Genomic DNA, 13,823 nt, shown 5'->3' with positions numbered 1-13,823 from the left:
TGTTCAGCCTGCCGGTACTGCCGGTGAGCGGATGCTGTTCCCCGGTCAGGTGCCCGAAGGATTGCCTGGTCCATGGAGGTGTCGGCCCGTGGGAACGTCACCGAGCAGCAGACGGGCACCTTGGCGGACAGCATTCCAGTCGGTCTTCGGGGCACGGTCGAGGTTCCTGGCAAGCCAATGCCGCCGGTCTTCGTGTTCCCGCCGCAGGTCGACGAGGTCGATGTCCACACCAGGTAGCCCACCGCGGTGTTCCAGATCCTCGACCCGCTGCCCCATGGCGTCCATCAGCTCACGGTCGAGGATGTGTACGGCTTCCAGGTAAGCGGTGGTCGGAAGGCTGAGCCGGACTGTGGAGTCGGCGGTGAAGCCGATCTCGCCGTCGTCCTCGTGCCGCCAGTCCAAGGTGATCTCGTCGCGATCGCCGCAGGTGGTGCGCCAGAGCCGGAGCGTGGGAGGGTTCCGCAGGTATCCGAAGTCCAGGTGGTGCTCGCCGTGCCATACCGCGGCCGTGACGACCGGATGGTCGGGCACGTCCGCGTTGCCGTCGTCGAACCGTCTCTCATCCGGTTCTTCCACGAACTCGAGCGGGTCACACGTCCACTGCGCGTGGTGGGAGGCGATGAACGGCTGCAGATCGTCGGGCACCGGCTCCAGCACCTCCGGTGTCAGGACGATGAGGTCTTCCCAGAGCCGGGCCAGGTAGTAGTCGATGTAGGGATGCGGGTCGGATTGCCGGGTGCGGCGCAGCAGTTCCTGCCCGCTTGTTTCGAGCCAGTACCAGCCCTCGGTGAGCCCGAACCAGTGCAGGCTCGGCTGGTCGCGGCCCCACGGCGACACCTCGTCCAGTGGGTACAGCTCGAACCGGAACCTGATCATTGAGGCAGTACCCGGCGCAGCTCTGGGGTGTTCTTGTCGGCGCGGAGGTTCAGCAGCGAGATGAGGCGGCTGCGGACTCGTGGATCGTCGTTGGTCAGGTATATGTGCAGGCCGATTTCTTGGAAGTCGTGCCGCAGGTCGGTGCACGGATCGTCCTCGACCCCGCTGCCCGCGACGCGGAGGTATGAGCAGTACCAGGCGTCCGCCGCGCCGATGATCTCGTATTTGGTTCCCGTCCAGAGGTATTCGAGAAGCCTCGTCTGAACGCGTCTGCGGCCGAAGGCAGCCAGCGCTGGCCTGATGTGCCGTTGGGTGTGGCTGGGGTCGGGTTCGTAGACGGCGGCGCGCATGAGTGGTTCGAACAGTTCCTCGGGCTGCTGTGGCGCGGCCTCCCGCATGATCATGAGGGCTACGTGGCATTGCCAGTGTCGGCGGACCTTCTGGTTGGTGCGCTCGTCGCCGGACGGTGCGGGCGGGTGCGCGAGGCCGAGCAGGTCAAGAACTTCTATGAGTGCCCGTTCGTACCGGTCGTAACGCTCGAAGCGATCCTCGTCCACGGCCAGGGACTCTACGTGGATACACGCTGGCGGCTCAGCGCGAATCGTTTCAGGCCATGCCGCCGCCACTCCCCACGCCAGCTCTCCAGCAGCGTCGTCTCCGTGTCCATCAGCAGGGCGTCGAAGTCGAAGATGAGCGCCTTGACCGTCACTGCGGCAGTATTCCAATCCCGCCGCCTCGGATCTGCACTGATGGTGCGGTGGCCGATCGACGGGATGCTCGATCATGTGGCCGCTGGGTCGGACAGGTTGTCAGCGCCCGCCGCGCTCGGGTGGTTCGTCAAAGGCCAGTGTCATCGTGCTGTGGTACGCGCGGGACTGGGCACTCTCGCTTTGTTCGTCAAGGGGCTCTGTCTCGGTCGTCCACACCTTTACCGCCCGATACGCGAACCCGTCCTGCGCCATCGGCTCGGCGATGAAGGAGACCCCCTGTCCGGCAGCAAGCTGCCGGTACCCGTTCATGGCGATAGCCGAAAAATGGACCCAACACCCGCCGGGAACCTCGGCCCCATCGATGACACCCCAGCCTTCATCGCCGTGATAGATCCGAACGACTCCTGAGCCTGCCACCCAAACATTCTGCCCGGTGCCCGCGAGCATCGATCAGCTCGGCGGCCTGCGGTAGATTCGCCGCTGCGACGGCCGGCAACGGGGAGGGTCAGCGGGGGGATGGACGCCAGTACCGAGGAACTGCGGGACGCGCACAACGTGCTGTCGGAGTGGTACGCGGAGAACCTGGTAGGGGTGCTGGAGAGCATGCCGGTCGAACGCGCGATGCTCGACCTGTTCGCCGAGCTGACCTTGACCGTGGGCGCGGAGGTCGCGGACGTGGGCTGCGGCACCGGACGACTTCTGCCGTACCTCGCGGACCGGGGCCTGTCGCCGCGCGGGGTGGATCTGTCGCCAGGGATGGTGGACGTGGCGCGGCGGGAGCATCCGGGTTTCGGGTACGCGGTCGCCGATCTGCGGGAGTTACCGTTCGGGGATGCGTCGCTGGCCGGGGTGGTGTGCTGGTATTCGTTGATCTTCCTGGCACCGGACGCCCGGGTACGGGCGTTCGCCGAGCTGGCCCGGGTCGTGCGGCCGGGCGGCTACCTGGTGGCGGCGTTCAAGCACGGCGACGGGACAGGGCATCGCAACAGTCCTGGTAGCCGCGTCGGCAGTCTCGGCATCGACTTCGATCGGTACTGGCTCTCGGCCCGGGAGATGGAGGACCGCTTCACCGCCGCCGGCTTCGCCCTGGTTTTCCAGGGCGAAACCCCACCCGAAGACGCGGAGCCCCGGTACGGGTACATGCTGGTCCGCAAGACCGGCTCCACGAACGCGTAGGGTGCGGATTTTGCTGCCGGCCGGGCGCGCGATGCGTGACAGGATGCCGGGGTACGTCGAACGGTCGGTGGGGCCGACGGGCGGATGTCCGCGCCCAAGGGGCCTACGACTCATCTGCGCCCGTACGTCGCGGCGCCGCTCACGGTTTTGCCGATGGCAGTGTGTCTGAGCTCGACTGATGATCGCTGTGCGGCAGTCGCTGGTGACCGGACTAAATCCGCCGGCCGCACGTTTCTTACTGATCGTAACGGACGTGCGGCCACCCCTTGGTGGCTGTGACAGCGGGAGGACGGCATGGTCCGACACGACACCTTCACGATCTCGCGGCACCTCGACGTGCCGCCGGGCGAGGTCTTTACCGCGTTCGCCGACACCGCGATCAGACGGGGATGGTTCCGGCTTCCTGGCAGCGGAGCTTCATACGAGCACGACTTCCGGGTGGGCGGAGGCGAGACGGCAAGCAGCACCTTCACCGGGCTGGACACGGCGCCCGAGCGGTTGGAGTACCGGTCGCGGTACATCGACATTGCGGACGCGCACCGGATTGTCTACGGCTACGAGGCCATCGTCGACGGCGTCCTGCGATGGACCTCACTGGTCACCGTCCGGCTGGACGCGGAGACGGACGGCACCCGTCTGGAATGGACCGAACAGGTGGCATTCCTCAAGTACACGGGGGACGGCAGTACGGACCTGGCGCACCTGCGCGGCGCGAGCGTGCTGCGGCTGAACGGCCTCGACGCGGTGCTGCAATCCGGCCGGCAGCGTCAGCAACCGCGGTGATAGTGCCTGCACTCGCCGTGTGGGCTGCGGGGTTCATGCCGCTTCCTTCTGCAGTGCGGGGCCGAGGAGCAGTCCGCCGTCGATGACATACTCGGCACCGGTGATGAACGTCGCGTCCGGCGATGTGAGAAACAACAGCAGCGCAGTGATGTCGGCGGGCTCTCCGAGTCGCGGGACGGCGAACGGCTCGGGCGAGTAGAAGTCGGCGATCGCGGTGTCGCTGCCGGCCGCCGGCTCGGTGATGAACGGGGTGGCGACAACGCCGGGGTGGATGACATTGACGCGGATGTTGTCGCGGCCCAGCTCAAGGGCAGCAGTTCGAGTGAGCCCTCGAACCGCCCACTTGCTGGCGACATAGGGCGCGTAGAAGGCAGTACCGCCGATGCCCATGGTGGAAGCGATGTTGATGATCGTTCCTCCACCCGCGCGCCGCAGCGCCGGTGCGGCTGCCTTGATGCCGAGGAACGTGCCGGTGAGGTTGATGTCGAGGATGCGAGCCCACGTAGCCCGGTCGGTGGACTCGATGAGGGCCGGCGGGTTCTGCACCCCGGCGTTGTTGACCAGGATCGTGAGCGCGCCGAAGGCCCTTTCGGTCTCCGCGACGGCGGCGGCCCACGACTCCTCCTCGGACACGTCGAAGCGGACGAAACGCGCCCGATCTCCCAACTCGGCGGCGAGGCCAGCCCCACGCTCGGCGTTTGTGCCACCGATGACGACGTTGGCGCCTTCGGCATGGAAGGCGCGAACGTGGCTGGCCCCCTGCCCACCAGTGCCACCGGTGACGAGAACGGTCTGATCGGCGAAGCGGGACATCAGATCCTCCGAGTACGTATGGGGGCGACACCCGAGACCAGGTGGCGAGTCGAGCGACTCACCTTGCCGAAGCTACGCCCCCGCAGAAGGTGAGTCAACCCACTCGCCTCGCTATGATGGGCGCATGACCCCAGTGCCGTCGGCCTATCACCAGCGCGTGGCGGAGGAGAAGCGCGCGCTCATCGTGCAGGCCGCTACTGAGCTTTTCCTCGAACTGGGCTACGACCGGACGTCACTGGCCCGTGTTGCCGACAGTGCTGGCGTGTCAAAAGCAACGTTGTTCAAGCAGTTCCCGACAAAGGCAGCATTGTTCGATGCCATCGTCATCGACTCATGGGCCGAGAACGACGTCGCCGACGTGCCACCCACCGGTGACCTGACAGCCGGCCTGACGGTTCTGGGACGGCGCTACGCGACACTGGTGAGCCAGCCGGAGATGACCGACCTGTTACGCATCGTCATCGCCGAACTGCCACGCTTTCCCGAACTGGCCAAGGCGCACTTCTCACAGGGCAAACTGCCGTACTTCGAGACCATCCGGATCTACCTGGTGGCCGAGCACGACGCGGGAGCCGCAGACATCGCTGACCCGGAGATGGCCGCCACCCAGTTCCTCGGGATGATCTCCAACTACCTGTTCTGGCCGAGCCTTCTGCTGCCGGACTGGACAGTGTCCCCTGCCCGCACGACCGCGGTGGTGGAAGAAGCCGTCCGAACCATGGTTGCCCGGTACGGCACCGATGGTCACCACCGGGACCGCGAGGTCTTTACCGCATCTACCGCAGACGACACGCAGGGCCGCTGAGAAGTCCTGGCAACAGACTCCGCGGCAAGCCCGAGCCTTGCCAGCTGGCAGATTGGTCCCCAGGTACAGGCGCTCTCCCCGACCCCGCCAACGGTGCGCCTGGAGACCGTCCTCGACGTCATCGCTCGGTCGGACATCATCGAGGCATGGGCGATCTTCTCATCAATCTGCTGGCGAGCGTCATCGCCGGCACGGCCGTCTGGCTCACGGGGTTCCTGCTGCGTCGGCGCAAGCTGAACCGGGCACGCGCCTTCTTCGGGCTCACCGCCGGGGCGAGTTGTCTGCTGGTGGTGTCCCGGCACGCGTCGTCGCCGCGCGAGTTCAGCGTCCACCGCCGCGACGTCGCCGCGCTGGTGGAGCTGGCGACCATCGCCCGGGAATGCGGCGCCCACGCGGACCGGGTCGGCGAGAACCAGCCGACCGGGGAGATCGGCCGGCTGACCGAGTTCTGTGTCGGCGGTCCCGGCGCCAGCCCGCGCAGCGCCACACACGTACGCGCGATCCTCCGTGGCGTGACGTACGAGGTCTTCGACGAGGACAAACGCCGGATGTCATTCACCGTCGGCGGCACCGACTACGTCTACAGCCCAGAGACCAGCTACGTCCTGCTCGCCCGATTCTGGGGGCCGACCGGCGGGCGCCCGGTGTTCTTCATCGGCGGCCTGACCGCGGGCAGCAACCTCGCTGGCGCCCGCTACCTGACCAGACACCACTCCGACCTCGCCCGGACGTTCGGCGCCGACCGGCCGTTCGCGTTGGTGCTGCGCATCATCGAGCCGGCCGCGTACGGCACCGACTTCACCGAACTGATCGCCGACGTGACCGACATCGCGTTCCAGCCGCCTGCACACTCGGACGGCGAGAGGACCCCCCAGCCACCGGAAATGCCGGCCACACACGCCAGCAGCTGAGCCCTCTGCGAAGACGGAACGACGAGGGCAGCGGGGGGTTGGGCGTCCTGGTCTGCTGCATGTCGGGGCATGTCCGTGGTCAGGACTCCCGGGGACGGCATGGTAACCGCAGGCCACGCCCGACTGGCGACGCCGTCGACCAGCGCGGTCACCAAGCGGGTGGTCCTGGGCCGAGGTCGGCTCGGAAGCGGCCGCTGGAGCAGCGGAGGCTGCGGCGACCTGAAGCCGTCCGCTTCGACCAGGTGGCTGCCTCGTCAGCCGAACGCATGGTGTACGGCGGATCAGCACAGCACCGCATAGTTCAGGCTTGACTTAATTAAGTACAGACTGGGATAGTTCCCCGGGTGCACGCGTTCGATGTCCTCGGCGACCCGGTCAGGCGCCGAATACTGGAGCTGCTCGCCGACGGCGAACAGGCCGCCGGAACCATCAGCGAGGTGGTCCGGGCAGAGTTCGGCATCTCAGCACCTGCGGTGTCGCAACACCTGCGAGTGCTGAGGGAGTCGGGTTTCGTCACCGTCCGCCCGGACGGTACGCGCCGCCTCTACGCCGTGGAGGCCGCGCCGCTGCAGGAGGTCGACATCTGGCTCGGACGCTTCCGGCAGTTCTGGAGCCAGCGCCTGGACGCGTTGGCCACCGAACTCGCCCGTGGCAAGCGCCAACGCCGCGAACCGCGCGACAACCCTGGAAACCCTGGCGAGACACCGGAACGTCGTCAGGCAGCCGAGTCAGATAGCGAGGAATCGACGTGATCGACATCATCAACCAGGTCAACGCCACCCACCGGGAGATCGGCAACCAGGCGGTTGCCGCTGGCGCAGGGCGATCGCTGCTGCTGCGGCGGGTCTACGACGCCCCGATCGAGGACGTGTGGAGCGCCTGCACCGAACCGGAGCGGCTCAGCCGCTGGCTGGGCCCGATCGAGGGCGACCTGCGGGTCGGCGGCACGTTCCAGCTCAAGGACAACGCCGGCGGCGAGATCCTGCGCTGCGAGGAACCCCGCCTGCTCAAGGTGACCTGGGTCCTCGGCGAGGGCATGTCGACCGAGGTCGAGGTGCGCCTGGCACCCGGCGACGACGGCCGCACCGTCTTCGAGCTGGAACACGCCTCACCCGCCGAGATCGTCGACGAGTTGGTGCGCACCTACGGTCCCGGTGGAACGATCGGAATCGGCGGCGGCTGGGACCTCGCGCTGCTCGGCCTCGACCTCTTCCTGCACGGCGTGAACGTTGACCCTGCCACGTGGGAGGACACGCCCGAGGCGAAGGAGTTCGCCATCCGCAGCTGCCAGGCCTGGGCCCCCGCCATCCAGGCCGCCTGGGGAACCAGCGACGACGACATCGCCGCGGCCATCGCCTTCGCGGTACAGCACTACGCCCCCGACACCAGAGGCGACAGCTGATGACCCACGATGTCATCACCACCGCCGCCGGCAGGGCGCCCAGCGCCGCCGCCCGGGAGACGAGGCTGCTGCGTCGCCGGACCGCTCTACATCGTCGTGGTCGTCCTGCAGATACTCACCAGGGACGGATTCGACAGCAGCCGGCACCCGGCCAGCATGCTGGGCACCGGCGACCAAGGATGAATCCAGATCGCCAACCTCGTGGTCAGCGGTCTGCTGACCGTGGCGTGTGTGATCGGGCTGCACCGGACCCTTGGCCCGGCGGTGCGGCCGGGCGGTGCCTGGGGACCCACGGATGACCGGTGTTCGGTGGCGCAATGCTCGGCGCGGCCGCCTTCTCCGCCGACCCCGCCGACGGCTTCCCACCGGGCACACCGACCGAGCCGTCCGCGCCCGACCCACCACGAACCCCGACGGACGCGAACGACCAGCGGATGCCACCCGCTGCGCGAGTGACCCCCGCATGATGGACAGGAGGCTGAAATGACTGGGACGACAGTGGCCGAGGTGATGGCCGAACTCGCCGCGATCGAGGACCCGAAGACCCGCGAGGTGAACGAGAAACACGGGGACGACCACGGTGTGCACCTCGGCAAGCTGCGCGAGCTCGCGAAGCGACTGAAAACGCAGCAGGCACTCGCGTGCCAACTCTGGAAGACGGACGACACCGCGGCGAGGCTGCTGGCGATCCTGATCTGCCGCCCAAAGGCGTTCGAGCGTGACGAGTTGGACGTCATGTTGCGCGAGGCGCGCACACCCAAGGTGCACGACTGGTTCGTCAACTATGTGGTGAAGAAGAACCCGCACGCCGAAGAGCTGCGTCTGGCCTGGTCCGCCGATCTGGATCCGGTGATCGCGAGTGCCGGCTGGGCGCTGACCACCGAACGCGTAACGAAGAAACCCGAGGGCCTCGACCTCGCAGGACTACTCGATGTCATCGAGGCGGAGATGAAAGACGCCCCGGATCGCCTGCAGTGGGCGATCAACCACTGCCTGGCTCAGATCGGAATCGAGCACGCCGAACAACGTGCCCGTGCGATCGACATCGGCGAGCGCCTGGAGGTACTCAAGGACTACCCGACTCCGCCGAACTGCACGTCTCCGTTCGCGCCCATCTGGATCACCGAGATGGTGCGCCGACAGCACGACAGGTAGGAACCTCCTGCCCACGCTCCCCCGCTGCCCCTCGGGCACGATCGACAGAAGGTGGCGATCGACGCGAAGCGCAGAGCTCACGCAGGCCACCCATGCAAACCCGCTCGTCGGGCGTGCCTGTGGTCAGGACGCCCGGGGACGGCACGCGCGGAAGGCATGGAGCCAGTGTCTTATTTGCTCCTCGTCGTGCAGGTACGGGCCGTCCTTGGCGTAGCGCAGGTCGATGCCGTGCAGCTGAGTCAACGCCCACCAGACATCCGCGTCTTCCACACCGCCGCCATCCGGGTCGGTGACCCACTGAGCTGCCCATCGGTCGACCTCGTCGCGTGACTGACCCCCGTCCAGGAGCGCCAGGAGCATCGACTCGATCTGGTCGCGATTCGGCGGCGGGTGATGACTCAAGGACATCCCGCAACCTTGACACAGAGATTCACAGGACGTGCCACTCCCGGGTGGACGGCCGGGGCACGATCCCGGTGGAACTCAGATCCCGGCCGGTACACCGTTCCCAGTAGCGCGAACTGACTCAGGTCCTCGATCCGGACCGACCCGCTGTTCTCGATCAGCTATGTTGCCGGCGTGGAGATCCAGGTGCTGGAGCGTGCGCTCGTTGAGGTGCCGACCGCCGACGTCACGGGCATGGACCGGCGTGCGTTCGGCGAGTTCGTGGGACCAGGCGGTGAGCTCGCCTCGTACGCGTTCGGCTGGACCACCGGCTCGGACCCGCACGTCGCCCGTTTGTCCATCGGGATTGGTGCCGGCAATCCTGGCGGCGGCACCTTCCACGCCGTCATCTTCGCCAACGAGGGTACGCACGCGTTCTCGCTCGTCGACGAGCCGTTCGAGCGGGTCCCGCAGGGCGGTCCGGACCTGACCGCAGTCCAGTCACGCGCCCACGAGGACCTGCCGTTCGTCTGGTGGGTCACCGACCACGTCATGCAACACGATCGGCGAGCCTGGTGGATGCGGCACTGGCTACTGGGCACCACCTGTATCCAGACCCCTGAAGTCTTCGAACGCCACGAGCCTGTCCTGCTGATCAGTCACGACGCCGACGACGGAGTCTGGCAGCTGGTCGGAGCCACCGACGCGACAGGCAGCACCGGCAAACTCGGGCACCTGCACCATGCCGTCGACGAGGACCCCAGCCTGATCGACGTCCTTGACCTACCGCCCGGACACAGCGCGACACGCGCGGGCATCGGGAAACCCTGGACTGGCGACATCTAACGCAATCGAGGCATCTACTTCCGGCCTTCGACCGGCCACTGGCGAACGGTGGCCCGTAACCTCATCTGGCCACACAAAGCGGTCGCGGTCGAAGGTGGCGTCGGTGACGACCGCCGACATCCGATCCTGCCGATCAGCCGAAATCGTCATGCCCGACTACTCCGGCCGGCTGCGTCACGTTCGGGAGTCGGCTGCTGGACAACCTTGAGGGTCCTACCGGGCCGTACCCCGGGCATGGGTCGGTCGAGAGCCGTTTTGAGACATCCTCATCCCGCCGATGAGCGCACGTTGTTGGCGGGGGATGCCGCGGTATCAGGAGCGGGCTCGGCTCATCTCGACGTCGATGCGCCGTTGCTCAGCGTCGCGGAGCTTCAGGTAGTGCTCCGCCCTGGCCTGGTTACCGATCTTGCCGGCCGCTTCCGCGGCGGCCTGCAGCACCACCAGGGGCAACCCGGGAACCTGGCGCGCCTGCCTGTCCGCCTCGGCGAACACCACATCGGCCAACTCGGCGTCTGCGGAGCCGGCCAGGAGAAACAGCTCCTCGACGTACATCCGGCCCAGGCCCACCGCCGTCCAGCCGGCCACGCCATCCAGGGCTCGGCGACACGCACGCAGCGCCTCCCACGCGGCACGGTGGCCGCCGGCCTGACGTTCCAGCTGGGCCAGGGACTGCCACGCCGAAGCGGAGTCCCAGGGATTGTCGGCAAACTGGATGCTTTCCCGCTGCGCCTTGGCCGCCTCAGCGAAAGCTCCCAAATCGGCTAACTGGTATCGAAGCTGACTCAGTGTGCTCTTGTCTCGCTGGCGACCGGCTGCCCAGCGGTCCAGCCACCGGCGGGCGAGTTCACCCTCTCCCATTAGTTTGGCCCGCTGCACCCACCGAAGCGGGTCCTCGGCGGCAGGATCGGCCGGGAAACGTGACCGCTCCCGTTGCGCCCACTCCGCCAGGTCCTCCTCGGACACGTGCGGCTCGCCGGCTTCGTCCAGTAGGCGCTCCAGCACATCGTTCCGTTCGGCATGCGCGCTGTCGCGCACGAAACCGACGGTGGCCTGCACCCCGGCAGCAAACAGGTGCTCAATGTCGTAGCCACACCAGGTGTCGAAGTTGGCCCGCTTCATCTCCCAGTGCAGCCACACATCCTCTACCCGTCGATGCTCCGCGAGCACAGCTCGGTCTCTTCAGTCAGCCCCTGGAACGGTGCCTCGCGTCGGCACCACGCCTCCTGCTCGGCCAACCAGCGCACCAGCGGGAGATCCTCTGCCCGCCGGTCGTACTGCAACGCCCACAACACCGCCGCCCGCCGCGCCGCACGACCGTCGCAGTCATAGCCATCGGCCCCCGTGGCCCGTTCATAGCGCAGCTCCCGCCACACAACCGAGGAGCGCCGCATCCGCTCCAGCTCACGCCGCGCTTCCTCGATCACCCGCCAAAGATCGCACCACGGGCGGCGTCTTGTCACGCTGGCGCGAACCGCTGTCGAGCGGGTGCGCTGTCTTGCCGCGAGGCGCGTGTGCAAGCTGCCGCGGACCTCCAGGATGTGCTTACCTGACCAGCGGGGCGGGGTTGGGGGCGGCGAGCTACTCGACGCCAGCTACCGACGTACGAGCCGGGGCCTGCAGGATCGTGTTGCTCGGCTCCCGGCGGCCCTGAACACCCCGCAGCTGCCCTGCAGCTCAGTCGAAGGTACCGACGACAGTGGCCGCCCGCGCCGTGCACTGCATGGTAGGACCGGCTCTTGTCACCCTGATCGTCGTTGATCCCCGCATCTGGCCGCCGGTCGTGCGCGGCCACACCCGGCCCTAGGCGGGGGCAAACGGTTGGGTACGTTCAGCCGTGCCTGGCTGGGCACCCGAACTTGTGCGCCGACAGCAAGTTCAGGAGAAGGACAGCGACAGAAGGACGACTCAGGAGGCGGACGGTTCGATCTCCCCCGCAAAGATGATGAACTGGTCGATAAGGCTCCGCCGCAGATGGACGACGTCCGTTCCCGCCAGGCGGGGACCTCCATTCGGCGTGGTAAAGACCCACTGGTACCGGGCCCACTCGTCAGGCATGTCCACCGCCGAGCAGCGCACCATCGTGCCGGTCCCCGCCGGGTGGCGCCGGATGTCCAGCACGAACCGCTCGACCGCCGCGATTCCTTCGCTGCGACCCAACGGCCCCCAGAAAACCACGTCTGAGGTCAGAGCCTGGGAGAGCAGGGCAGTCACATAACTGTCGTCCGAGGCGTTGAACGCGGAGATGAACCTTGAAGTGACCCCCTGAGACTGGACACCTCCTGACTTGGCATCCTGCTGAGGAGGAGGAAACGCTGTGGCTCGACAGAGCAAGTACCCCGAGGAGTTCCGCCGTCAGGCTGCGGCGTTGGTGCTCGACTCCGGTCGGACTATTCGGGATGTGGGTCGGGAGTTGGGCGTCAACCACGAGACGCTGCGCAACTGGGTCGATCGGATGCGGCAGGAACGTGACGGCGGCCGGCCGAGCGATCTGGCCGCTGACGAGCGGGCCGAACTGGTGCGTTTGCGGCGGCAGGTCGCCCAGTTGGAGCTGGAGAAAGAGATCTTGAAAAAAGCCGCGGTCTTCTTCGCACGCGAGACGGAGCGGTGAATCGTACCGACGTGTACCGGTTCATCGACGCGGAGAAGACCATCTACCCGGTCCGTCTGCTCTGCCGACTTCTCGGCGTCGGGCACAGCGGTTTCTACGACTGGCTTCGGCAGGGACGTCAGCGCGCTGTTGAGCGGAAACGCCACGACCAGCAGCGCGTCGAGATCACCCGGCAGGCGTGGTCAGAGCACCGCGGCGTCTACGGCGCCCGCCGGCTCACCGCTGAGTTGCACGAGCGCGGCCACCGGTGGAACCGCAAGGCGGTGGCCCGGCTGATGCGGCTGGCCGGGATCGAGGGCGCCCACCGCCGGCGGCGCGGTAAGCCCCGCCGCAAGGCCGCGTCAACGTCGACCGCGCCGGACCTGGTCCAGCGGCAGTTCACCGCTGCGGCACCGAACCGGTTGTGGGTCGCGGACATCTCCTACCTGCGCACCTGGGAAGGCTTTCTCTACCTCGCTGTGGTGGTCGATGCCTACTCCCGAAGAGTCGTCGGGTGGGCGATGGCCGACCATCTACGCACCGAGCTGATCCTCGACGCGGTCGGCATGGCCATCCAGCATCGTCGGCCCGCCCGCGATCAGCTCATTCACCATTCGGATCGCGGGACGCAGTACACGTCGTTCGAGTTCGGCCGAACCCTGCGTTCCTGCGGCGTCCTCGCGTCGATGGGCTCGGTCGCCGACTGCTACGACAACGCCATGGCCGAGACGTTCTTCGCCACCCTCAAGACCGAACTGGTCTACACCCGGGCCTGGCCGTCACGGCATGAGCTGGAGATGGAGGTCTTCTCCTACATCGAGGGCTTCTACAATCCTCGCCGCCGACACAGCCGTCTGGGTAACGTCAGCCCCGACACCTACGAGAAGATCCACCGAGAGTCCCTGACAGACATCGAGGTGTCCGGCCGATAGGGGTCACTTCACCTGTCGATCGCGGAGCGTGCAATCTCTTCCTGCATCCCCCAGTAATACCAGCCGTTTCGCGTGCACTCGTCCCGCGACCGCCTTCCGATCACGGTGAACCATCCCGGTCGCAGCACTGGCCGCCCTCATCAGGAACCAGCCCTGCCGAAGGTCGGCCGCCTGACCGCAAGAGCGGACCAGGAGACCGGCAATCGGCCGCTGGCCCATAGGACCGCGCCATGGGATCGACATCAATGAGGTCTGTCTTGGAGGGTCATCGATGGTTGGGCTGTTCGACGGGTTCGAAGGCTATCGCGTGGTAAGCGAGGCCGAGTCGTGCCAGGCGTTGACCACGGAATTCCGGTAGCACCACCTTGACTACTTCCTCGGCGCCGGCATGACTCAACTGCCGCAGCCAAGAACCACCTACACCCGCCGAAGGCGTCGCAGGA

The 13,823-nt window shown here is 67.1% G+C and carries 20 protein-coding genes; 11 read left to right on the top strand and 9 right to left on the bottom strand.

The features are described from left to right. Window positions 1-45: 45 nt before the first annotated feature. From VAB18032_RS12130 to VAB18032_RS12120, 4 genes are all read right to left on the bottom strand, one after another. The gene (locus VAB18032_RS12130) at window positions 46-876 is read right to left on the bottom strand and encodes a DUF5984 family protein (RefSeq protein WP_013733124.1); all 831 of its coding nucleotides are present in this window, start codon (window positions 874-876) and stop codon (window positions 46-48) included. Next, entirely contained in the window at window positions 873-1,433 is a 561-nt protein-coding gene (locus VAB18032_RS30035) for a hypothetical protein (protein ID WP_013733123.1), read from the bottom strand. The genes VAB18032_RS12130 and VAB18032_RS30035 overlap by 4 nt, the downstream gene beginning before the upstream one ends. Window positions 1,434-1,444: 11 nt before the next feature. Then, on the bottom strand, window positions 1,445-1,585 hold the full coding sequence (locus VAB18032_RS31670) for an HAD family hydrolase (protein WP_013733122.1): 141 nt from the start codon (window positions 1,583-1,585) through the stop codon (window positions 1,445-1,447). 100 nt (window positions 1,586-1,685) lie between these two features. Beyond that, entirely contained in the window at window positions 1,686-2,033 is a 348-nt protein-coding gene (locus VAB18032_RS12120; protein ID WP_013733121.1) for a cold shock domain-containing protein, read from the bottom strand. A 69-nt stretch (window positions 2,034-2,102) separates the two neighbouring features. On the opposite strand from VAB18032_RS12120, the gene VAB18032_RS12115 reads away from it, so the two are divergent. Together VAB18032_RS12115 and VAB18032_RS12110 are read left to right on the top strand one after the other, a co-directional pair. Further along, window positions 2,103-2,762: a class I SAM-dependent methyltransferase gene (locus VAB18032_RS12115; RefSeq protein WP_013733120.1), complete on the top strand. Its 660-nt coding sequence runs from the start codon at window positions 2,103-2,105 to the stop codon at window positions 2,760-2,762. Window positions 2,763-3,056: 294 nt separating this feature from the next. Further along, window positions 3,057-3,545: an SRPBCC domain-containing protein gene (locus tag VAB18032_RS12110; RefSeq protein WP_013733119.1), complete on the top strand. Its 489-nt coding sequence runs from the start codon at window positions 3,057-3,059 to the stop codon at window positions 3,543-3,545. Window positions 3,546-3,578: 33 nt separating this feature from the next. Here VAB18032_RS12110 and VAB18032_RS12105 read toward each other — a convergent pair whose 3' ends face one another. After that, entirely contained in the window at window positions 3,579-4,358 is a 780-nt protein-coding gene (locus tag VAB18032_RS12105; protein ID WP_013733118.1) for an SDR family NAD(P)-dependent oxidoreductase, read from the bottom strand. Between the two features lie 124 nt (window positions 4,359-4,482). Here VAB18032_RS12105 and VAB18032_RS12100 point away from each other — a divergent pair, with 124 nt between their 5' ends. The 6 genes from VAB18032_RS12100 (at window position 4,483) to VAB18032_RS12080 (ending at window position 8,631) form a co-directional block, all read left to right on the top strand. After that, window positions 4,483-5,163: a TetR/AcrR family transcriptional regulator gene (locus tag VAB18032_RS12100; protein WP_050814590.1), complete on the top strand. Its 681-nt coding sequence runs from the start codon at window positions 4,483-4,485 to the stop codon at window positions 5,161-5,163. A 146-nt stretch (window positions 5,164-5,309) separates the two neighbouring features. After that, window positions 5,310-6,074 (top strand): hypothetical protein, encoded by a 765-nt coding sequence (locus VAB18032_RS12095; RefSeq protein ID WP_013733116.1) that lies wholly within the window; start codon window positions 5,310-5,312, stop codon window positions 6,072-6,074. Window positions 6,075-6,418: 344 nt separating this feature from the next. Next, entirely contained in the window at window positions 6,419-6,826 is a 408-nt protein-coding gene (locus VAB18032_RS12090; RefSeq protein ID WP_013733115.1) for an ArsR/SmtB family transcription factor, read from the top strand. Then, window positions 6,823-7,476: an SRPBCC family protein gene (locus VAB18032_RS12085; protein ID WP_013733114.1), complete on the top strand. Its 654-nt coding sequence runs from the start codon at window positions 6,823-6,825 to the stop codon at window positions 7,474-7,476. Before VAB18032_RS12090 ends, VAB18032_RS12085 begins: the two co-directional genes overlap by 4 nt. Before the next feature lie 302 nt (window positions 7,477-7,778). After that, entirely contained in the window at window positions 7,779-7,943 is a 165-nt protein-coding gene (locus VAB18032_RS32090; RefSeq protein ID WP_157626870.1) for a hypothetical protein, read from the top strand. 16 nt (window positions 7,944-7,959) lie between these two features. Continuing rightward, the gene (locus VAB18032_RS12080; RefSeq protein ID WP_043720505.1) at window positions 7,960-8,631 is read left to right on the top strand and encodes a DNA alkylation repair protein; all 672 of its coding nucleotides are present in this window, start codon (window positions 7,960-7,962) and stop codon (window positions 8,629-8,631) included. A gap of 123 nt (window positions 8,632-8,754) precedes the next feature. Here the strand turns inward: VAB18032_RS12080 and VAB18032_RS32085 are convergent, their stop codons facing one another. Continuing rightward, on the bottom strand, window positions 8,755-9,039 hold the full coding sequence (locus tag VAB18032_RS32085; protein ID WP_013733112.1) for a hypothetical protein: 285 nt from the start codon (window positions 9,037-9,039) through the stop codon (window positions 8,755-8,757). 171 nt (window positions 9,040-9,210) lie between these two features. On the opposite strand from VAB18032_RS32085, the gene VAB18032_RS30030 reads away from it, so the two are divergent. Further along, the gene (locus tag VAB18032_RS30030; RefSeq protein ID WP_013733111.1) at window positions 9,211-9,861 is read left to right on the top strand and encodes a hypothetical protein; all 651 of its coding nucleotides are present in this window, start codon (window positions 9,211-9,213) and stop codon (window positions 9,859-9,861) included. Between the two features lie 312 nt (window positions 9,862-10,173). Here the strand turns inward: VAB18032_RS30030 and VAB18032_RS12065 are convergent, their stop codons facing one another. The 3 genes from VAB18032_RS12065 to VAB18032_RS12055 all read right to left on the bottom strand — a co-directional run bounded on the left by VAB18032_RS12065 (window position 10,174) and on the right by VAB18032_RS12055 (window position 12,072). Next, the gene (locus VAB18032_RS12065) at window positions 10,174-11,028 is read right to left on the bottom strand and encodes a hypothetical protein (RefSeq protein ID WP_148272254.1); all 855 of its coding nucleotides are present in this window, start codon (window positions 11,026-11,028) and stop codon (window positions 10,174-10,176) included. Continuing rightward, window positions 11,004-11,285 carry a hypothetical protein gene (locus VAB18032_RS12060; protein ID WP_013733109.1) on the bottom strand — a complete coding sequence of 94 codons (282 nt, stop codon included), beginning with the start codon at window positions 11,283-11,285 and terminating at the stop codon, window positions 11,004-11,006. Before VAB18032_RS12060 ends, VAB18032_RS12065 begins: the two co-directional genes overlap by 25 nt. Before the next feature lie 481 nt (window positions 11,286-11,766). Beyond that, a complete protein-coding gene (locus VAB18032_RS12055) occupies window positions 11,767-12,072 on the bottom strand; it encodes a hypothetical protein (protein WP_013733108.1) in 306 nt (101 codons plus the stop codon). A gap of 103 nt (window positions 12,073-12,175) precedes the next feature. Between VAB18032_RS12055 and VAB18032_RS12050 the strand changes: the two genes are divergently transcribed. Both VAB18032_RS12050 and VAB18032_RS12045 read left to right on the top strand, forming a co-directional pair. Continuing rightward, on the top strand, window positions 12,176-12,469 hold the full coding sequence (locus VAB18032_RS12050; protein WP_013289120.1) for a transposase: 294 nt from the start codon (window positions 12,176-12,178) through the stop codon (window positions 12,467-12,469). After that, window positions 12,466-13,380 carry an IS3 family transposase gene (locus VAB18032_RS12045; RefSeq protein WP_013732883.1) on the top strand — a complete coding sequence of 305 codons (915 nt, stop codon included), beginning with the start codon at window positions 12,466-12,468 and terminating at the stop codon, window positions 13,378-13,380. The genes VAB18032_RS12050 and VAB18032_RS12045 overlap by 4 nt, the downstream gene beginning before the upstream one ends. Window positions 13,381-13,823: the final 443 nt, after the last annotated feature.

Source organism: Micromonospora maris AB-18-032 (assembly GCF_000204155.1).
Lineage (GTDB): Bacteria > Actinomycetota > Actinomycetes > Mycobacteriales > Micromonosporaceae > Micromonospora > Micromonospora gifhornensis.
The sequence above is the reverse complement of the archived record's forward strand: the minus strand, read 5'-3'. Positions and strand labels throughout refer to the sequence as shown.